Source organism: Pseudoalteromonas phenolica, from assembly GCF_005886345.1.
GTDB lineage: Bacteria > Pseudomonadota > Gammaproteobacteria > Enterobacterales > Alteromonadaceae > Pseudoalteromonas > Pseudoalteromonas phenolica_A.
The window spans coordinates 30,820-51,863 of the sequence record NZ_PNEC01000043.1; the positions used below are offsets into that span (position 1 = coordinate 30,820).

14 protein-coding genes are annotated in these 21,044 nt (G+C 37.3%); 5 read left to right on the forward strand and 9 right to left on the reverse strand.

What is annotated here, in order from left to right; all coding sequences use genetic code 11:
* Positions 1 to 378 precede the first annotated feature (378 nt).
* Entirely contained in the window at positions 379 to 3,180 is a 2,802-nt protein-coding gene (locus CWB72_RS14760; RefSeq protein WP_138632887.1) for a collagenase, read from the forward strand.
* Positions 3,181 to 3,428: 248 nt separating this feature from the next.
* Positions 3,429 to 4,034, forward strand: a complete 606-nt coding sequence (locus tag CWB72_RS14765) for an FMN-binding negative transcriptional regulator (RefSeq protein WP_138632890.1) — start codon at positions 3,429 to 3,431, stop codon at positions 4,032 to 4,034.
* 37 nt (positions 4,035 to 4,071) lie between these two features.
* Here CWB72_RS14765 and CWB72_RS14770 read toward each other — a convergent pair whose 3' ends face one another.
* From CWB72_RS14770 to CWB72_RS14805, 8 genes are all read right to left on the reverse strand, one after another.
* Entirely contained in the window at positions 4,072 to 5,757 is a 1,686-nt protein-coding gene (locus CWB72_RS14770; RefSeq protein WP_138632893.1) for a HEAT repeat domain-containing protein, read from the reverse strand.
* Complete coding sequence (locus tag CWB72_RS14775) at positions 5,754 to 7,673, reverse strand: hypothetical protein (protein WP_138632895.1); 1,920 nt, start codon at positions 7,671 to 7,673, stop codon at positions 5,754 to 5,756. Before CWB72_RS14775 ends, CWB72_RS14770 begins: the two co-directional genes overlap by 4 nt.
* 184 nt (positions 7,674 to 7,857) lie before the next feature.
* Complete coding sequence (locus CWB72_RS14780; protein WP_138632898.1) at positions 7,858 to 8,763, reverse strand: hypothetical protein; 906 nt, start codon at positions 8,761 to 8,763, stop codon at positions 7,858 to 7,860.
* 3 nt (positions 8,764 to 8,766) lie between these two features.
* The gene (locus CWB72_RS14785) at positions 8,767 to 9,063 is read right to left on the reverse strand and encodes a hypothetical protein (protein WP_138632901.1); all 297 of its coding nucleotides are present in this window, start codon (positions 9,061 to 9,063) and stop codon (positions 8,767 to 8,769) included.
* 10 nt (positions 9,064 to 9,073) lie between these two features.
* Positions 9,074 to 10,777: a hypothetical protein gene (locus tag CWB72_RS14790; protein ID WP_138632904.1), complete on the reverse strand. Its 1,704-nt coding sequence runs from the start codon at positions 10,775 to 10,777 to the stop codon at positions 9,074 to 9,076.
* The gene (locus CWB72_RS14795) at positions 10,770 to 14,615 is read right to left on the reverse strand and encodes a TOMM system kinase/cyclase fusion protein (RefSeq protein WP_138632907.1); all 3,846 of its coding nucleotides are present in this window, start codon (positions 14,613 to 14,615) and stop codon (positions 10,770 to 10,772) included. The genes CWB72_RS14790 and CWB72_RS14795 overlap by 8 nt, the downstream gene beginning before the upstream one ends.
* A gap of 257 nt (positions 14,616 to 14,872) precedes the next feature.
* On the reverse strand, positions 14,873 to 15,616 hold the full coding sequence (locus CWB72_RS14800) for a zinc-dependent metalloprotease family protein (RefSeq protein ID WP_138632910.1): 744 nt from the start codon (positions 15,614 to 15,616) through the stop codon (positions 14,873 to 14,875).
* A 9-nt stretch (positions 15,617 to 15,625) separates the two neighbouring features.
* Positions 15,626 to 16,327, reverse strand: coding sequence for a hypothetical protein (locus tag CWB72_RS14805; RefSeq protein WP_130253726.1), 702 nt, complete (start codon positions 16,325 to 16,327; stop codon positions 15,626 to 15,628).
* Between the two features lie 306 nt (positions 16,328 to 16,633).
* Here CWB72_RS14805 and CWB72_RS14810 point away from each other — a divergent pair, with 306 nt between their 5' ends.
* A complete protein-coding gene (locus tag CWB72_RS14810) occupies positions 16,634 to 17,158 on the forward strand; it encodes a GrpB family protein (protein WP_138567462.1) in 525 nt (174 codons plus the stop codon).
* A gap of 501 nt (positions 17,159 to 17,659) precedes the next feature.
* Positions 17,660 to 17,905: a hypothetical protein gene (locus CWB72_RS14815; protein ID WP_138632912.1), complete on the forward strand. Its 246-nt coding sequence runs from the start codon at positions 17,660 to 17,662 to the stop codon at positions 17,903 to 17,905.
* 139 nt (positions 17,906 to 18,044) lie between these two features.
* On the opposite strand, the gene CWB72_RS14820 is transcribed toward CWB72_RS14815, so the two are convergent.
* Complete coding sequence (locus tag CWB72_RS14820; protein ID WP_138632915.1) at positions 18,045 to 20,018, reverse strand: winged helix-turn-helix domain-containing protein; 1,974 nt, start codon at positions 20,016 to 20,018, stop codon at positions 18,045 to 18,047.
* 108 nt (positions 20,019 to 20,126) lie between these two features.
* Between CWB72_RS14820 and CWB72_RS14825 the strand changes: the two genes are divergently transcribed.
* Complete coding sequence (locus CWB72_RS14825; RefSeq protein WP_138632918.1) at positions 20,127 to 21,044, forward strand: alpha/beta hydrolase family esterase; 918 nt, start codon at positions 20,127 to 20,129, stop codon at positions 21,042 to 21,044.

Consider the following 21,044-nt stretch of genomic DNA (forward strand, 5'->3'; position numbering starts at 1 on the left):
AAGAAAAACCTTAAAACACTTCAACAACCTTTAGCAGATAAACAGCTTGGTCTAGCAGCCACTCCTTAAGTAGCTGGTGGCGTCACTACCTCCCGTGGATGGTGTGTGACAACAGGTCTTTGCACTGATTCACAACTTTGCTAAACGAGATTTAAATTTTCAGCAAGCGTTATAAAAGAGGCACAGCCTCTTTTTATCTATGTTTTCCAACTAATTAAAAGCCTATCGAGATAAATTAAAAAACCACATATATTGTAAATATATTGTTCTTATAAGTATAAATTGCATACAATATATTGCATTCTTGTTAATGTGCTGCTTTAATGTTTGGCGTTTGAGCGATTTGTTCAAATAAAAAACAACAAGTAAGGAAGAGAAATGAAAATAAAAAAACTTGCAGTACTGGTAGCTGGCTCATTTTATGGCATAACTGCATTTGCAATGACAGCACCGCAAATGCAGCAAACAAATACCATCAGCACTGAACACCATCATAATCACCACCATCATCACCATGGTGTAGAAAATGAAACACCTGTTGAAAATGCGCCTACGGCAGAATCTCACTATGCTGAACAACCAGTCATGATACAAATGAGTGCATTCTCAATGGCGAATGTACAGGCAGCGGCAGTGTGTAATGTTAATGCATTGGCAACCACTAATAGTACGACTTTAATCAATGAAATTAAGTCTCAAGGTGTGCAATGTGTAAACGAATTATTCTCAGCATCGAGTAATATTCAAGCAGCTGCATTTGACTCGAACAATATGTATGCAGTGGCAAATCACGTAAAAACTCTAAGCCAAAACTATCAAGGTGGTGGTGATGCAAATATTGAAGCCATGTTCTTGTTCTTGCGAGCGGGTTATTTTGCAGAGTTTTATAACGATCAAGTCACATTCGCGACTTGGGTCACGCCAGCAGTAAAAGGCGCGATTGATGCCTTTGCAAATAACAGCCACTTCTACGACGACAATGATGCGCATGGTCAGACCTTATCTGAAGTCATCATTACAATGGACAGCTCAGAACAGCAAGACGTATATTTACCAATCATTACACAGTGGCTTAATCGTTGGAACGAGAGTTATGCAACAAAGTGGAATATGCGAAATGCAGTAAATAATGTATTTACTCTACTTTTCCGTGGTCAATGGAACAACGAATTTAAAGCAAAAATTGGTACTCAAACCGACCTTGTTGCAGCGCTAAGAAAATTTTCAACCAGCAATTATATGATTGATTCAAGCGCTGAGTTTATGTTGGCTAATGCAGCACGAGAATTAGGCCGCCTTAAAAAATATTCAGATACAGCCATTCAGAGTTCAGTTGATGCAGGGCTTAAAGACATTTTCAGTCGTTATGAAATGGTCGGCTTTGGTGATGTAGCTTGGTTAGGTGCAGCTGATACGGCCAGTTATTACGGTAATTGTAATGACTATGGCATTTGTAATTACGGCGAACAGTTAGAAAACCAAGTTCTTTCGCAAACTTATATTTGTAGTAGCACAATTAAAATTCGCTCACAGAATATGACAACGGCTCAGCATCAAGCCGCGTGTAGCAAAATGGGTTATGAAGAAGGCTATTTTCATACCAAGCTAGATACTAATAATATCCCTGTAGCTGATGACAATAATGCTCAATTGCAAGTCAATATTTTTGATTCAAGCACTGACTACGGCAAATATGGGGGACCAATTTTCGGCATCAACACTAATAATGGCGGCATGTATTTAGAGGGCGATCCTTCGAAACCAGGTAATGTGCCAAACTTTATTGCGTACGAAGCCAGTTATGCGAACCCTGATCACTATGTGTGGAACTTAGAGCATGAATATGTACATTACCTTGATGGACGATTCGATTTGTATGGTGACTTTAATGCACCAACAGAGGCCATTGTATGGTGGAGTGAAGGCGTTGCTGAATATATTGCCAATGAAGATAACAACCAAGCAGCAATTGATACCATTAAAGATGGCTCAACTTACACGTTAGGTACAATCTTTAACACCACCTATGATGGCTTTGATCAAGACCGTATTTATCGTTGGGGCTATTTGGCTGTTCGCTTTATGTTTGAGCGTCATTTAGATGAAGTAAAGTTGATGCTTAACTCAACACGCACAGGTGATTGGGCGGCGTATAAAGCACGTTTGAACAATTGGGCAGTTGATTACGATGCTGAATTTACCCAATGGACACAGCAACTAGCCAATGGCGGCGGTACAGTGAATGAGGCGCCAGTCGTGGCGATTAACGGCCCTTATACGGCGAACAAAGCTGAGCTAATTAACTTCTCTAGCCAAGGCTCATTTGATAAAGAAAGCAGCATTGCAAGTTATACATGGAACTTTGGTGATGGCACATCAAGCTCTGAAGCGAACCCTGCACATAGCTATGCGCAGGCAGGTGAATATACAGTGACACTCACTGCTACTGATACAGAAGGTGCGAGCAGAACTGAGTCAACAACAGCAACTATTTTAGGTGATACGACGCCGACCAACCAATTGAAAAATGGTGAATCAAAGGCCATTTCTGGCGCGCAAGACAGCGTATTGAAATTCACGTTTGTGGTACCTGCAGGTGCAAGTAATCTAAACTTTGCTTTAAACGGTGGTACTGGAGATGCCGATCTGTACGTGAAGTTTGGTGCAGAGCCAACCATGTCTGATTATGACTGTCGTCCTTATATTGGTGGCAATGATGAAATATGTGAAATCAGTAATGTTCAAGCTGGGACCTATCATGTGATGGTTTATGGTTACAACAGCTTTAATACGTCGATTATGGCGAGCTTCAACGCGGGTTCAGGCTTCAATGTACCAGATGCGTGTGCGACAAGTGGTCCTGTAACAGGTGGTCGTTTATATGACGGTCAAGTGAGATGTTTGGCTGAGCAAGACACAATCTGGTTAAGCTTAGAAGATGTAAGCGCCCAAAACAGTATCGCAATCACAACCGCCAATGGCTCGGGCGATTTAAGCCTTGAATATAGCAACCAAGGCTGGCCTACCAGCACAAATGTAGATGCTTCTTCTACCAATAGCGGCAATGGTGAGTGTATTTATATCAACAACCAAAGCCAATATTGGGGCTACCTGAAAGTATCGGGTAACGCCAAAGGAGCTTCAATTGTGGTTGATTACAACACACCAGGTTGTCGATAAAAAAACTTTAACTTTGTGAACTAACCCCCCAGAAGCAAGGCCCAGTATGTCATGAACATACTGGGCCTTTTTTATTTCAGACTTAACGTTAGCGTTATCCCCTTACTCACGCTAAGCGCATGGTACTTATTCAGTTTATTAATCCAGATTATTAAATATATCTGGTCTAGTTATAATTTGTTTTTTGGTTGAATACCATAGGGCCAGACTTGGGTAAGCTTGTTAACACGTCAATTTGGAGTCGAGCTATGTACATACCTAAAAATCAACAAATGCCCAGTCATCTTGCTATTGAGTTTATAGAAGCATTTGGTTTTGCTTGTGTAATTTCTCCCTGTCTGAATGCCTCACACTTACCTTTTATTGTGGATCAAAACTCAAAAGGGGAGTTTAAACTATTTACGCATTTAGCCAGAGCCAATAAGCATTGGAAAACCCTTGATGAGCAAGAAGTGATGATTATCTTCTCAGGTCCTCATGCTTATATCTCACCGACCTGGTATAAGCAAGGCCCAGCTGTGCCGACTTGGAATTACGCAGCGGTGCACGTAAAAGGCAGAGTAAAACTTTTAGACGAATATGAGACATTGAATGTTGTGAATAAAACAGTTGAAAAATACGAAGCCGGCTTATTTAACCAAACCGAGATATACAATCATGAATTTAACACACGTTTGTCTCGAGCGATTTTAGGTATAGAAGTCGAGGTATTAAGCATTGAGGGTAAGCTAAAACTCGGGCAGCAAAGAAGTGCAAACGACCAAAAAGGTGTTTTTGATGTTTTATGTACAAAAGGCCCAGAATCAAAAATACTCGCGGATTACATGCAAAAAATAAATGTGGGTACCGGCTGAATATAAAAGATTAAAAAAGGGCGCCTTAGCGCCTTTTTTAGTCTTTTTTGTGCAGTAGCTTAATGATTGCTTTAAAGTTACGTTTAGATTTTTCAGTTTTTAAAGCCATTCTAAGCGTTTGTTTAATGCCTTTTTGATTTTCTTGCTTTGCCAATGCATTGATTGCTGCGTACCTAACATTGTCATCGTCATCATTTACAGCAATGTTTAGCACCGAATCACTGGTTTTAGGCTGCATTTGGTAATTACCGAGTGCTGTGACAAGGGCTTTGGTATTGCGGCCTGAATGTTTGCTAAAATGCTTTTCGAGGTTGCTGTATGCTTCTTCGCTTTGCATCATGCCCAATGCTCTGATAGACGCTTTCTCAATTCGAGGGCTTACATCAGTTAGATGCTCCTCGATAAGCGCAACATGCTGCTCATCTCTGCTATTACCTAAAGCGGTAATCAAATCAGCAGTTTTAGCTTCATTTTCACCTAAAGTGATTTGCTCAGTAATCGCTTGGGCTAATTGCTGGGCAGCCGGCGAGTCAGCACGGTTATTAAGTAAAATACCCAGCGTCATATAAAAGCTTGATTGCACTTCACTATCAAGACTTAAAAAGCCATCGTTGAGCAACAATAACAAAGTATCGGTCGCTTGTTGTGTCAGTGCAGTTTCACCCTGAGTTAGAGCTCGTAGTGCTCTAAATTGCGTTACAGGTAGCTTTTCGGTATCAACCAATAAATTGCTTAACAGTAGTTGGCTCGCTTCGGTATCGAGCTGGCCTAATGCATTAAATAAACGCATTTGCGCATTGTCGCTCAATAATTGCGTAACAAACACATCTCGTAACGTGCCTAAAACTGCGTCGTATTTTTTTAGTAATAACGACAATGTATATGCGTCGATTTGAGTAATATCTTGCTGCGTTAAAAATGCTTTCAGTTCGGCAGCTAAGCGTGCTTTTTCATCTTCAGTCAGCTCAATAGCTTGTGTCTGCCATTGCTCTAAGTCGACATGCATATTAAATAAATCAGTCGCTACAGGCGTTTTTAACTGGGTAATTAAATAACGCTGCTTTGAATGAAACGTTAAATCTTGACCGACTAAATCTAGCTCTTCGCTACCTTCTCGTAGAGTCATAAAGCAGCTTGATGGCTCAACGGTGTGCTCTGAATGTAAGATGTCTACTTGATTGAAAGAATTAAGTGCCACATCTTTATCTAATTCGTATCGCGTTTTAGTAAAACTGATTTTGCTATCAGTTAGCTTATAATCAGCTTTGTAAGTTCCCAGCGTATCTTGCTCTGGTTTTATATCAGCTAATCTAGTCTGATATTGTAAGTAATATGCTAAACCTTTTAGCTTTTGCTGAGTTTGGTCATCTAGCCTATCAGTGAAATGAAAGTCGCTGATCAGACCATGCTCGTTAAGTTTAAAGGCAAAAGCTGTTTGATAACTAGGCGCAGGGACTTGAGTAATACCCTGAACAATTTTTACTTGGTCGGCTTTAACTGCCCACCAATTTTTGTCTTCTCCTTTAACTGCAGGCTTAACAGATAGCACACCTTGCAAGTCTACTTGTGTAGTTTGCGCAGCACTGTTGAGTTTACTGTAGTCAAAAGACGTATAAGTTTTAATGTCGAAATTAAACTGTGTCTGACATTGGGCATAAGCTTGTGCGCTTGCCAGCGCCAAAACTGGCGTGGCAAGCAAAGATTTACGAAACGAACTTATCATAATTCGATTTCGTCCTCTTTTGAGTAAAGTGTCCAAGATTTATTGTAAACACTCTTAGTTTGGTATAACCATAGGTCATATTTGGTTTCTTTCTTACCACACGGGTAAGGAATACCCCATTTCTTACACCATTTAACACCGACAGTTTTAGCGTATAAGCCAAACTTACCAGAGATAACGTCTAAGTCATTTTTAAGCTCAATACCATAATAGATATGTGGGTTCTTATTACCTGAGCTTACTAACGCAAAGCCAGCATTAGACTCTAGAGCGAAAGTATTGTCGATTAGAGTTAGTATTGCTTGAACACCCGCAGAAACCAGAGCTAAGTCAATACCGCCACGACCAAATGCACCAAAGTCAACATGGAATAAGTCACCTTCAGCATATAGTTCAGCGTTATAGCCAACCGTTAATTCGAAGCCAAGGCTACCATTCACACCCGCTTCAACACTCATAGGAACAGGGCCAATAGTAAAGCGTGCTTGTGCTAATACTTTATTCTCTTCCCACTTTTTCTCCCACGACTTTTCATATTTAGCCGTGTACTTCTCATCTTCAAATACAACGTTGTTAAAGATTATCATCTCTGACGCGTAACCTGTGTTAAACCCACTTACATAAGCACTGCCGTCATAAGAGATGCTAAATAGCGTATTTTTCGCGTTAAAGAAGTAAGCTTCAACAGTACCTTCACCTGTTACTCGGCCACCAATATCGCCAGTTGGGACAATGAATAATTGGCCATTTAGGTCAACGCCTACGCTGAACTTAGACTTGTTACCGTAAGATTTATCAAATGACTTTTCTAATTTGATGTTAGCTAAACCAACGGAATATTGTGGACCACCACGTTGTGCAACGCCTTCCTCTTGACTTACATCTTCGTCACCACTGAAGAAATAAAGCGGGATTTCAGCTTCAATTACGTTATTGTCAGTGATTGTTTCGGCATTAGTGCCTGTATCAGTTAAAGTGAAACGCACTTGTAGGTTTTGTTCTTGTGCAGCGTCATAACCATCATGAATGGTCTTTAATAGCTCATCATCTAACGCGATATCAAAGCCAATGTGTTCATCGTGAAGACCCGCTGTGAAAGTATGTAAGATTTGATCTTCATAACCTTGCGTTTCAGCATTCCAAAAATGCGTTGGTACCCAGTTACCGTTTACCATGACTTCAGCAGTGATAACCGAGTCACCTAAATCAACGCCTTCATAGTCAGCTTCAATAAAACCGACTAAATCTGAGTGGTGGTGGCTTGTTCCATCTTGGGTATCAGGTACGTCTAAGATTAATGCTTCTTGACCAAACTCAGCACCAAGTAATTTGTAATCGTGGTTTTCAAGTACACGTACTTGAATATCAGCGAACGGAAAGTCGCCTTCAGAGAATGGTTCGTGATCAACAGAAGGGTGGTTATCATCTTCTAAATCTTCGGCATGATCATCGTGTGGGTCAATTTGCGCAACTACATGGTAGTGACCACCAATTAAGTCGTTAGGTACAGTAATGTCGATATCAAAGGTGTGATCACCTTCACGAACGCTAACCAGTTCTAATGCACCAACTTTGTGTACTTCGTCGATTTCAACTTCAGTTTCACCAGACTCATCTAGTTCAGCGGCATGCACTAAATAAAAGTGCACATCAACGTCAATGTCGTCGAAGCCTTTTACATGCACATCGTAGTAAGTTCTAAATGTACTGTTTGGTTCTAGTACATCTAATGGGCCGGTTGAAATTTCTGTAATGGCAATGTTTGACTGAGGTTCTTCAGTGCCAACATCTCCTTCACTTACTTCTTCTTTAGGTGGGGTAAAATCGATTTCATGGTCATCATTGTCACCAAATCCACAGCCAGACAACGCTGTAAGTAAGGCACCTGCAACCAATGTATGTACGTAACGACGCATTGTTGAATCCTTTATGATTTAAGCCAGACTTCATTGTAAAGTTGAATTATGGACAAAGAATGAATTTACGTAAAATTAACACTAAGGGAATGTAAGTGCTGCCATCAATATCAATGCTAAACTAAAAATATTAGAACAGAGGCCACTAAAAAATAAAGATTAAGTGCACTCATATAGAGTAAATTTAATCATTTTTTGATGTTGACTCCCCGAAATAGAGTTTTACAGTGATATCTTCCTCAATTACGACTTTTACATCTAACCAATACTTATTAAAGTTACTGTATTTTAGTTCTTCGATTAAATTAGGAAGGAGATCCAATTTATCCGGGCAATAACTTTTAATTATTTCACTCACTAATTTAGTGTATTCATCTATCTCTACTAATTTCATTGAAAGGTAAATTCCCAGCTTTTCAAGCAGAAAATTCTCCCTTACTGAAATATCAAAGTGTGCTTTTGAAATAGTTGATACTGCACTTAAATGAGAAATAACCTTTAGGAGTTTTGAATGTTCTCCAGGCCATTCATATTGTTTTAATCTGTCTTCTAAGGAATCAAGCTCTAATAAAACATGGTATTTAAGTGTTGCTTTTCCATCTCGGTGCAAACATGAAATATGTTCAATACTTTCATTTTTTGAACGGTTTTTATAAAAGCTTTCAACAAATTTGCTCGGAGTAGTTGTGTTACTCAACAAAGATTCATATTTTATGGCTGTTCGATATTCGATATTCTTATCAAGTTTGAAAAAAGGTGAGCGAGCGTTCAAGCTTGCGTGCAATCCCAGTTTTTCAAATGAAAACTTGTCGATTTCAACCCAAAGAAAAGCGGGCCTTATTGTTATAGGTAGATTAAGTAAGTCCCTATATCTCGATGTGAGTTGCTCTGGAACTATCGCAATATTTTTTTCTAAATCAACACAATTAAATGCCAGACTTATGTCTGGCATTGTGTGTGCATTTAGATTTACTTCTAAATATCGTATGTCGCACTTAGGGAAGCGATTCTCAAGTGATTGATAATTTTCCCAATTGAAATCATCAGCAACTAAAGATCTTAGCGTATTACTAAAAGCACTAAAATACATAAATTACCAAGTAAAGTTTTTGGTTAGATATTCTACGTAAGCAGCTTCGTTGTCATCGATAAGCTTTTGCCAAGATAGTGCTAACTTTTCTTCTGGTAATTCAGTTCCGCTTTCTTTGCTTTTGTAAATTATATTATAAATCTCTTCTAAATCAGCACGTTGCTCATCGTTTAAACCAGCAAGTTTTAAAAACTGATCAGGGGCTTGGTTAAACTTGTCTTTGAACTCTTCGTCATTAAGTACACGAGATAAAAACCAAAAAAGGTTGTTAGCATCACTAGGAGTATTGGTATTAGACATATTTTTATCCTTATTTAGTTGAAATGATTTTGTTTTTGAATTCCTTGATTGAAAAAATAGAGTCAACGGGCCCTTTACCGTCTGATTCTTCATACGAATTGTGACAAGACATACAACCAATCAGTGTTGTATTTAAGTTATTTGCACATTGATAAAAAACTTTTTGCTTCTCTACTATTTTTTCAATTTGTGTCGTTTTTGCTATTTTGCACGCTGGATCTGTCAACTGGTTAGTAATATAAGCCTCGAGTATTAAATTTCTCAGATCTTTATTTATTAATTTGCTGTAGTTGGGTTTGTTGACATACTTACTAGCGTGTTTTTCTAACTCATAATACTGTGTTCCTACAAGCTGGTAGTTTGCAAAGATAGAGCGTTTTTTAGACAGTTGTTGCTGCATGAAAGTATTGATCTTTTTAGTTGCAGCATTTATTTCGTTTAATCGCGTTAGTTTTGGTGAAATAACATGACTAAAATCGACTTTCTCAATATTATTGGTTGTGATCCCATAACTATTTTCTAGCATTCCAGCTGGGGCGTCTTTAGTCGAATAAAATAGCGAGTCTTCATTATTAGAATCAGATTCGTTGATTAAGCTATTATGCTCAAACGTTGCCCAGCGCCATGTCGTAAAACCATTTTCTTTTGTTGTAATATGCATTGCAACCAACCCAAGATCTACGGGCTGAGTTTTGTTGGGAACTGTAACACCTTTCATTACAAAAAAATCTGATTGAATGTCAGTTGCTTGCATCGTTTTCCATGCGTATTTAATGACAATGGAAGGAAAAACGTTCTTTTGTGGTTCTTCTGTGTTGCAGGAGCCCTGTGGAAAGAAAAACTTAGATTTGAAGCCTGGGGACTCTTCATCTGACATTATTTGGGTGGCATAACTTTGCATAATTATAGGGTTATAGCGAACTTCATAATATATTTCACTATTGTTCTTATCAATAATAAAGCTGCCATCAATCGAGTCATTTAAAAATGAATGCTTTAGATTTAATTTAGAATCAATACAATCTTCACTACACTGCCAGTTGTCATTACTTGAAGGCTTTTGTTGTTTAATTAAATCAGGCCACAGCATTTCAACTTTACTTGTGATACCCGCTACGTACATGCCAATAGAATCATATGAATCATTAAACAAGGCTTTTTCACCATCAGCGGTATACGAAAAACTATCACAAAAATTAGTAGGCAAGTTTATGCCATTATATTCTTTAAATGGTTGTTTACCATTAAAGTTATCTTTGAATTTATTGATTACATCAGTTAATTCAATACCACAATATGGTTTTTTGGCTTGATACATTTTGAGTGCATTTACACTAAAGTCTATATCATCAGCTTGTACTTTATCTTTATTAAAACCCGAGATCCAAGTTCCCCACCTTGGTGTGTAGTTATTATTAGTTTGCAATGCTTTGGGGTTGTTTACATCTGCATTAACACCTAGGAATAGTCTCCATGCATTAAAATTTGATGCACTTTCAAGTTGGTCTTTTTCACTCAACCTGCCAATCAGATCAACAGTTAAGTCAGGTGAATTTAGTTTAACCTTCGGGATAAAAGGATTTTGATTATCACAGACAATATTGGTAGGAATATTGTAAAACTGTTCCGGAAACGTAAGGTCAACCGCTTGATTTGCATAGGTAACTACTGGTAAAGCAAGTATCAAAGACGTTAAATATTTCAAGTTACGCATGAATTTCCTTTATTATTCTTGTAATGTCAGATGAGAAAAACTGTTCATCGTATTGCTCAAAACTTAATAGACATTTTTGAGCAAACTCCTTTGCTTTAATGTGGTTGCCAATTACTTTGTATGCTTCAGCGATAAGGGCTAAAAACCAAGCGTTATGGGAATTTGCTCCTGTAACCTTCCAGTTCTCGAATGCACTCAGTAAATGTTCAAATTTATTTTCATATTTGTTTATGACTATTTCATACCAACTAACCAAGAACTCTGATAGAGCAAGCCAATTCACAATGTTTTTTTCTTTTGCCAGCTCAGATGACTCTAGAGCAATTTGGTGCATAGCATCATAGTCTTTCAAAAAGTAGTAACTCTGGGCAGCCATTGCTTTGTAATGAACTAGGGTATTAAAGTCATTCTTATCATGACATGCGATTAATGCTGTATGCCTATAATGTTCAAATTCCTCGATATCGCCTTCTATAGCAGATATTTGAGATCTGTAACTGTTTATTCCCGAAAGTAGATTGTAAGGAATATATTGTGCGTAATATTCAAGAAAATCATCATTGTAAGCATTTAATGCTCTGTCATATTCAGCTTTTGAAGACTCAAAGTTATGCACACCTTGATAAGCTAATGCGTTTACAAAATGATAAATCGCTTGGAATTGCTCTGGGCAAATTAAATTACTTTTGTTTATTCTGTTTATAGAATTTAAAGCAGCGTCATAATCTGCTAAGACTATATTTACAAGAACTACAGAAAAGTAAGTGCTTTCGTCAATGAAAGTCTTATCAGTTTTCTCATTCAGTTTTTCTAGTAACTTTATGTTTTCTCTTAATTTTGGCGAGGCAAAGCCTGAGATAGCCATAAGATTCATATTTAATCTTAGAATGAGCGCTATTAACTCTTCTTTATTTATTAGTGGCTGATTATCTCTATAAAAATTCGTCGTAAACTCTAATAATGAGAGGGATATAGGAAATCTACCAGCTGACCAATGAATATTTGAGAGTTCTAAAGTAGTTTTTTGAGCTTTATTGTATTGATCAGAACGAAGTAAGTGATTAACGAATTCAATAGGCCTTGAACTGATTAGATCTGCTCTCTCAGTGGTATATAGCCTTGCAATTGTTGAATGATTTAGTTTCTGAGAATTAACCGACATGCTCTCATAAGCAGCATCTCTTACCAATGCGTGCTTAAAGATATAGCTGTCATTATTCACGTGTCGTTGCTGAACAATTAAATCATTGGCAATCAGTTCGTTTAAATCATTCTGAATTTGGTTTTCACTTAAAGACGATGCAGCGACTAATAGCTCATATTCAAATTCTCGACCTATGGTTGCGGCAAGTTGCGCAGTTTCTTTGGCGTGTACTAAACCGTCGAGTTTTTGTTGTAACGACTCTCGTAAACTACTCGGTACTTGCTCGAGTTTGTCTGGGCTGGCAAAGTTAATTTCGCCATCAATTACACCGACTAATGCTTTTTGTTTAAGCATGCCGACGAGTTCTTCGATAAATAGCGGTATACCATCAGTACGGTTTATGAGTACGTCGAGTACATTACGAGATACGGCTTGTTCATCAAATAACTTAACAATAAAGTCTTCAGTGGCTTGCTCAGTAAGCTTCTTAAGATTAACTTCGAGCAGAGTTAGGTCTTGTAGTTGGGTCGGTACTTTTTGGCGCGATGTGCTGATGAGTACGTCACCTGTTCTTATAGCTGCACCAAAGTGTTGAATAAATTCTAAAGTTGTAGAGTCTGCCCAGTGAATGTCTTCAACAATATAAAGTTTATACTCACTTATGCTGAACTTTTGGCTCATTAATAGTGCTGTCAGGCTGCTAAATAACAAGGCTTTTTGTGCATCAGGTGCCAGTGTTGAAGCTGTTAGCTCTTCATTTAACTCGATATTGAGCCAAATTAATAAGATTGGCAGTGCTTGCTCTAAGTCAATGTTTTCGTCATGTTGAGTCAACACTTCAGAAAACAAAGTGATGGCTTTTTCGCTACTTAAATGAGTGGTGTTATATAAATATCTAACTAGATTTAGAATAGGATAAAGCGCATTATTTTGGTGCTCTGGTAAGCACTGAGCGACAAGATGCTGATATTGCGCCGCGTTGGCTCTTATCTCTTGCAGTAAACGTGATTTACCAATACCCGCTTCACCATGTATATGGGTTAAACGGCTGTCAGTATTTTCTTTTTTGATGACAGAAAGGGTGGTTTCAAGCTCTTGATTTCGACCAATCAACTCATGGTTATTTCGCGTACCACGCATAAAGCCAAATGCTTCAACACGGCGTTCGCCGTTAAGATTAAACACTTGCTCTTTATTAAAAGTTGAACCTAACTGTAGCTCGCCAAAATGTTCAAATTCAGAGTATGGTTCTAAAATTGCGCGCGCTTCAGCACTACATAAAACTTGTCGTTCACCAGCTTCGCGGGCGAGCGACATGGCTGCATTGGCGATGTGCCCCTCGGGCATTGAGTTGGCATAAGTGGTAAAGATACCAGTGTGAATACCTGCATGAATATTAATTTGTACACAGTGCGACTCTTGAACAAGCGCATTACGCTTAGCTAAGTCACTGATGGCGTCAAGAATGGTTCGGGCACATAAGCGCGTGTCGTTATCTGAAGTGAGAGGGTAACCAAAATAAAATAAAATAGAGTCAGCAAGGTTACCAACATGGGTTGCGCCATATCGAGTTGCGATATCAATACAGTGGTTGCGTTGTGATTTAAATAGGGTATCAACAACGTCTAAGTCTAGGTCGTTATTATTTATTATTTTACTGGTTAGACGAATGGCCAGTACCGTGATCTGTTTGCGTTCAATATGCGCGGTATAGTTTTGCATTGACGAGCCCGTTGGACCGTCGCCACGCATAACCATAGTATCATCGTCAGCTTGTTGTACTTTGTAATCAGCAAGTACACCAACCAAGTTTGACATATTTACTTGGTTTACTTCTTGGTAAAGGGCGTCACCTGTGATCACGCGCTCGGTGGCATTTTTTACAAGTATCCGGCGTAATAAGTCTGCAATTGGGTGGCCAAGTAGTGAGCTAGGTATTGATACTTGCATATCGCTAAGTTGTTTGTGGTATACAGCAGCAACACTTGAACCTGAAATAGCAGGTAAGCCTGTTAGGCACTCTAAGAAAACTAACCCCCAAACGTATAAATCGGTTTTGGTTGTTGCTGGCTCTCCACGTAGTTGCTCTGGTGCACTGTATGACGGTGTGCCAAGTGTTTCTTGTGTCATGGTGAGCGTGTTGAAGTCTGGCAGGCGGCTGTCTTGTGTTAATGTGCCAATACCAAAGTCGAGGATCTTGGCATGGGTTTTAGCACCTGTTTTGCTCAGCATGATATTAGCTGGCTTGATATCTCTGTGAATAATTCCATTTTGATGAGCATGTATTAGGGCATCTAACACTTGCAACATGACTTCTTTGGCATCAACTGCGTTTAAGGCACCTTCTTGAGTTAAATGTTCTCTCAGTGACAGCCCTTCAACAAATTCAAACACACCATAAAGTAAGTTATCGTTTACTTGACCTTTGTCTAACAGTCTAACAATGTTGGGGTGTTGTAATTGGCTGCTCAGTGAAGTTTCACGCTTGAATCGCTCAATGTAACGTTGTTTTTGTTGTTCTTCGCAATGTGGTTCGATTGCTAAGAATTTAATTGCAACAGTTTGACCTGTATTTATTTGGGTTGCTTTGAATACTTTACCAAAGCCACCTTCACCAATTTTATGTAAAAGTTGATATTGAGTAGAATTAAATTGCTCGTGAATTAGCTGATCTGAGAATTGCGATAAAGACATTTTATAACTCAATTTATAATAATATTTAGTAACGACTTATTATTGCAAAAAGCTGATTAATATATTTAAAACAGTTGCTTATGCACAAAACTAGCATAACAATGATATGTGACAATGCAAGTTATCGGCCTAAATTTGAGTTACTTTAGTAGAGGTTGGTTATGCTTGAAATGGAAATAAATTATAAGATTATATTGGGCAGTTTAAGATATTTTAAAATTTTAATGAGGCACAAAAGAGTGCCTCAAATTTTAGTTTTATTTGAAGTTTGCAATACTATATTTTGTGTCGTTTACAGTTTTCCAACCATAAGACTGACCAACAACGCCATAAGGTACACCACCTAAAGACCAGTTTGGATTTGCAAAATAGTCATACTGAGTTGCAGAACCAAACACATGAGGGTAAGCCATGATACTTGCAAAATTGTTTTGTACACCATGCCCCATGCCGTCAACATAGACTCCACCAGATGTATCGCCTTGTTTACGTGAGTGTGCTAAACCTTGGTTATGGCCTAGTTCATGGACAAAAGTAGTCGCACCACAGTCAATTGCTGTAATACTGAACATACGATCGCTCATAGAGCTATATAAGTTACCGTTGTTGCCTTGACCTACCCATGCTAAACCACAAGAGATTAGACCGTTTCCTGCGCTCTCTCCTGTGCCTAACACTGCAACCATGTCTGCACGCCAAGAGTTACGTAAGTTAGTAACATAATTACTATTTGTTACTGCATTCAACCAAGATGATTCAGGGGTAATGGCATAATTCCCTAAATTTTGACTTCCTGCCAAACGTAATTGAATATCAACGCCATTTTGTTGATAAACTTGATTTGAGAAGGCAATTAATTGATTGATTTTTGTTGTGATGTTTGCTGTTTTTGCAGCTGCTTGGTCGGTGTATAAAACACCTATATCAATAGTCACAGCCGAAGCTAAACTAGAGAATGCAATTGCAGATGTTGCGATCAGTGTTTTAAGTGATGTTTTCATCTGATTTCCTTACTTGTCATTTTTATTTAATTTAGGAGCAAAAATGTCAGTATTTTGTTGCTCCGCGTGTTGTGCATCTGAGTGGTGTGAATGCTCAGAGTGCTCGAACTCAACATGTTTTCTGTATAAGTCACGTTTTGCGGCAATCCATCCATACTGATCTTTTGATTCGAAAACATAGTTACCACTAGGAGCGGTAAATTGACCATATATTGCATTTTTCCCAACAGTAAGAACTGTTGTATGAAAACGACCATCAGCACCTGTGACATTTCCAAAAATACTCTTGTCACCATTGCTTGCGGTATCAACAAAAGTAACTTCTGCAATAAATGTTTCTGAAGTTTGAGGGATCATTAATTCGAAATTATCACCGTATTCTAGTTTTCTTAAAGCTGGTAAATCGAATTCAATATATGCTTCATTATTAAGATCTCCCGGTAATACACCTGCTTCCGTAAGTACTGATTTGGCCTCATCTGATAGTCTGTTTACTGCGTAGAAAGGAGTTGGAAGATCAGTTGTGCTTGGATTATTTTCAGGCTTGGCTTTGATTGTTTCAGTTATGGGCACCAGGTCTTGTTGAAAGTCATTTGGTTGGCTTTTTACTAGAACTGATTGCTTTGGTTGCTTTGAGTTAGAATTGTCATAAAGAAGATAAACTGCAATGACGGCGAGAGAAAGAAATGACAGTGTTAGAATACGTTTCATGTTATTGCCTCTATTAAACAAGCATTAATTTACATAAAACTGCGTACCCAATACAAATATTAATGTAAAAAAAATGTGTTGGTTTCAGTGTTATTAATGTTTTTTATACATTTTATTCATTTTAAACAAATAGTTGTAATGTTTACATTCTTTAACTTTTGTTACTGGGCTCTTTCGGATTTGTAGTGCTGCATTCAAGGTAGAAGTAAAAATAGACGATATAAAATATCAAAAATATTAATTCTTTATTTAGGGAAAAGCAGAATTCTTATATGTAAAGGTGCTAACTTAGGATTTTATGTTCCAATGAAAAATCAACGAATAATTACTGTTTTACCTTATAACCCTGAGTGGCCACATTTATTTCAGAATGAAAAAAACCTTTTGAAAAATGTGCTGGGTGAGCAAGCTATTACTATTGAACACATAGGCAGTACTTCGGTAGTTGGCTTAAGTGCTAAACCGATTATTGATATATTAATTGAAGTAAAAAGTTTGCATGCAGTAGATGCATTAAATGAGGCTTTAGCACTTGTTGGCTACAAAGCGAAGGGTGAAAATGGCATTGAGGGCAGACGTTATTTTCAAAAAGGTGGGTTAGAGCGCACACATCATTTACATATATTTGAGCCTGAACATGAGCATGCATACCATCATCGAATTTTTAGAGATTTGTTACGCAGTGACCCAAACATAGCTGAACAATATAGTGAAATTAAGCTAAATGCGGTAAAACAATGCGATAACAATATGCAAACTTATATGGCATTAAAAAATGACTTCATTGAAACTCAATTAGTTCGAGCTAAACATGAATTGAAAAAAAGTTAATTGCTTTAAGATTCAATATTTTAGTCTATGAATATCTAATGATTAATTACATTTAGGGCAAACGTGCGTTTTTTATTGGCTATTACTTTATGCTTCTGCATTTTCTACCAGACTGGCGCTTGTGCGGAGCAATCAGGTGAAAGTTTGCGCATTCCTGAAAAGTTTTTATTTATATTTATCATTTAAAGCCCTTATATTGAGCAACTCGAACTAGAAACCGGGCTTTACTTTGAGCTAGTTGAATTATTAAATTTACACCAAAGCCAGTTTCAGTTTATTCCGAAATTTGTGCCACGAAAGCGTGTAGATTGTGAAATCGAAAATAACACTTTAGATGGCATGATTTTGGGTGTTCATCCCGTTTGGTTTAAAGATAAGAAGCAAGAAAAGTTTCTGTGGACTCAGCCGATATAATTTGATCAAGATGAGTTTGTATCACCGAAATCAAATCCATTTGAGTACACAAGTAAAGATTCTTTAACTAATAAAAATATCAGTGGTGTGAGAGGATATCACTATTTTAGGGTTGCCCCAGTAATAAAAGAAGGTAAAGCAAAGTTAACGCCGACCAGCTCTGAGTTACAATTACTCGAAATGTTAATTAAGCAGCGACTTGACCTTGCCGTGATAAGCCAAGCGACTTTGAATTATTATTTCAAAATACACCCTGACTGGAAAAGTCAGCTCCATTATTCTAAAACACCGCATGAGCAATATTATCGGGCATTGCTCAGTCCAAAAGAGTAAGAAGCGTCATTTAACATAATTTCGAGCTTACTAGTAGATGAAAGGTTTAATCATGCTCTAGATATTATGAAAGCGAAATACAGCTTCAAGTAGCATATAAAAATATCACAATATGTGAAGCCTCTCAGTACTCATTATTTCAATCTGAATTTATGGCATACTCAAATATCTTACTACTGGTTCGGTCACTCTTTAATACAAAATATTCTTCTTGATTCGCTGTAAAATTAATTTGCAGTGCACCTTTTATTTCATTTTCAGTCAGTAACTCACCGGTATTGCTTTGAATCACTTTTATTACATCGCCTTCTTTTATATAAATTTTATCTTCAATGAGTTGCCAATTTTTCCATGATGTTAATTTAAAGCCAGCATAAAGAAGCTTTTCATTACCATCTTCAGACAAGGCAAACAGTCCGTCTTCGTTGAATTTACTGAATACCAGTGTTTGAGCATCATTGGATGATTGAGAAGAGTAGCCCCCTAATTTTGTAATTTGCTTGAGCGATTTATCTTTTAATTGAAGAGAGTAAATTTGCCAATCTGAGTCTAGGTTAGCTGAGAAGGTTATCTTATCGCTACTAAATTGTCCGATATGATGCACTTTTAAGTTTGGCTCTGTCAGTTGTTTCCATTCATTCTGCTGAAAATCATACAGCTTAAGCGTATTGTCAATGACTGCAGCGAGCGTTGTATTTGAACTGTTGAGCTTTAAGCTAGAGATAGAAAGCAAAGGTGCATCAGGAGTAATATTAACCGCTTTTGAATTGGCTATTTCCACCCACAGTTTTGAATTGGCATGTCGTCCAGTTTTATAAACAAGAAGCTCACCTTGCTGGCTTAAAACAAAATCAGTGATATCTCTTTCAGATAAAGTCAGCTTTTTGAGTGTATTGTTAGAAGACTTATAAATATTTCTTACAGCTCCAAAGTTGTGTGTTAGCAACTTGTCTCTTGTTTTATTAACATCTATTTTAGTTGCTTTGATATCAAGTTCTTGCAAAATAGACTTTGAATTAATATCAACCAACAAAGTTTTGTTTTTTTGGCTAACCAACACTAAAGAATCAGAATACCATGCAACATCAATTGCACTCGAAAATTTTAAAATATTAGTCTGTTTTGCTGTGTCTAAATCTACTTGCTTAAGTTGAAAACTTCCTGAGTGTAAGTACTCTAAGATAATTAATTGGTTTGATTGTTTATCATAGTCAAAAGCAAAATCACCAATTGCATTACCAACATTGAGCGCATGGCTATGTTGCTTTAGCCTTTTGCTATTTAACTCAAAAGAGTAAACAGAGTAGGGGGAATTTACTGCTAAACGATGATTGAAGAATAAGCGCTTTCTTTTGTCATCATAATCTAACTGAATAAGACCTCTCGCAGCACAGGGGAGTAGTGGCTGAATATTTTTGTGGTTGGGATCTATTATGACAATTTCACATTTTCGCTCATTTAAATTGTTGTATCTACTCGCAATGATTTTTTGCTTTTCAATACTGACAAAGTCTAGATAATAGAATTCGTCATTTGTGATTCGTAAATCTGATGAAGCTGAATACTGCCATATTTGTGAATTAGAATTGGCAACTCTTGAAAGATAATATTTATTTTTATCAGATAAGGAATATTTTCCTCGATATGATAAATCTTTTTGAGTATCAAGTGGGTCAAGTATCTTTACTTTAACCTCATAGGAAGCATGACTTTTTTGTAGATACAAGAATGTTGATACAGTTATAAAAGTTAAAAATAAAATGAAGAGAAAACTTTTTGTAAAATTGAATATAGCGTGAATATTATAATTTCTATATTTTTCCACTTTTACTTCGTGTTTGAATCGGTATCCAACTTTGGGAATGGTTTCAATACTATCAGCAGGTAATACTTTTCTTAATTCACTTATTGCTCTGTTGATTGCTGCATCACTCACAACCCGATTATCCCACACATTACTTATTAGCATTTCACGAGATACCGCTTTTCCAGCGTTTAAACAGAAGAAACACAATAAAGAAAAAACCTTAGGCTCAAGAAGTACATTTTTGCTATTTAATTTAAGGGTAAAGTTTTTTCTATCTAAAGTGAAATTAGAAAATTTGTAAATCATTGTTTTATATTGTAATTATAATTTCATCACTTTTAAATTAGCACATGTTTATTGTTTTTTAATAGCTTTATTTTAAGTATCTCCAAAGTTATTTAACGGAGATAAAAAATGAAACTCAATAATAAAAGTATCTTTCTAGCATTGTCATTGGTTCCTTTTTTAAGTGCTTGTGGTGGGGGAGGTGGCAGTAGCAGTAGCAGTAGTAATGACTCTGACAGTACAAAAATTTCAACTGGAAATTCGCAGACAAGTGAAACTAAAACTTGCTTGGGTTTTTCAGTGATAGAGGGCTCTGAATGCATAGAAACAGAAGGCAGAAAAGCATTTTTATCAAATGTGGGTTCTCCTAAAGGTTTAGCAATATTACTGCATGGTTCTCCAGGAAGCCCAGAAAAAGTCAGCAATATTTTTGGCATGCAAACATTAAACTCTGATTATAATTTTTCAACGCTTGTCTTGAAGGGCAGCGATCCTTTTTGGGGGTGGAATAGCGAGGTGACTGAAGAAAACCAAGATAATGAAGAAGTGTCTTATATCACAGAGTTAATAGACTCTATAGTGAATGATAAGAATATTCCTTCTAATCAAGTGGTAGTTATGGGGTATTCAGCTGGCGGGTTCATGGCTTATAAATTGGCTTGTCAAATCCCTGATAAGTTAGCAGGAATAGTTAGTATTGCAGGGCAATTAAGAGGGAGTATTAGCTATTGTACTAACTCAACTCCCTTGACTATTCATCACATGCATAATCCTCAAGATGCTGAGGTACCAGTTGAAGGTGGACGGGGGATTTCATCTTTAGATAGCACGTTAGCACATTTTATGAATGTAAATGGCTGTTCTGGTCAAGTAAGTGAGGCAAGTGTTGAAGGAGTTACAATTTCTGATAATAAAGCAACTGAGATTTCTTATTTAGATTGCCAGAAAACAATTAAATACACTAAATTGCATAACACACCACATGAAAGCAGTTACAAAGGTGAAAAAGTCCTTCAGCAACTGCAATACATGATTGGGCAAGAGTAA

Excerpts from the sequence above, each read along its gene's own strand:
- CWB72_RS14785 (WP_138632901.1), bottom strand. The coding sequence starts at position 9,063 with ATGTCTAATACCAATACTCCTAGTGATGCTAACAACCTTTTTTGGTTT.
- CWB72_RS14810 (WP_138567462.1), top strand. The coding sequence starts at position 16,634 with ATGAAAAATCAACGAATAATTACTGTTTTACCTTATAACCCTGAGTGG.
- CWB72_RS14765 (WP_138632890.1), top strand. The coding sequence starts at position 3,429 with ATGTACATACCTAAAAATCAACAAATGCCCAGTCATCTTGCTATTGAG.
- CWB72_RS14805 (WP_130253726.1), bottom strand. The coding sequence starts at position 16,327 with ATGAAACGTATTCTAACACTGTCATTTCTTTCTCTCGCCGTCATTGCA.
- CWB72_RS14800 (WP_138632910.1), bottom strand. The coding sequence starts at position 15,616 with ATGAAAACATCACTTAAAACACTGATCGCAACATCTGCAATTGCATTC.
- CWB72_RS14770 (WP_138632893.1), bottom strand. The coding sequence starts at position 5,757 with ATGATAAGTTCGTTTCGTAAATCTTTGCTTGCCACGCCAGTTTTGGCG.
- CWB72_RS14775 (WP_138632895.1), bottom strand. The coding sequence starts at position 7,673 with ATGCGTCGTTACGTACATACATTGGTTGCAGGTGCCTTACTTACAGCG.
- CWB72_RS14760 (WP_138632887.1), top strand. The coding sequence starts at position 379 with ATGAAAATAAAAAAACTTGCAGTACTGGTAGCTGGCTCATTTTATGGC.
- CWB72_RS14790 (WP_138632904.1), bottom strand. The coding sequence starts at position 10,777 with ATGCGTAACTTGAAATATTTAACGTCTTTGATACTTGCTTTACCAGTA.
- CWB72_RS14820 (WP_138632915.1), bottom strand. The coding sequence starts at position 20,018 with ATGATTTACAAATTTTCTAATTTCACTTTAGATAGAAAAAACTTTACC.
- CWB72_RS14795 (WP_138632907.1), bottom strand. The coding sequence starts at position 14,615 with ATGTCTTTATCGCAATTCTCAGATCAGCTAATTCACGAGCAATTTAAT.
- CWB72_RS14780 (WP_138632898.1), bottom strand. The coding sequence starts at position 8,763 with ATGTATTTTAGTGCTTTTAGTAATACGCTAAGATCTTTAGTTGCTGAT.
- CWB72_RS14825 (WP_138632918.1), top strand. The coding sequence starts at position 20,127 with ATGAAACTCAATAATAAAAGTATCTTTCTAGCATTGTCATTGGTTCCT.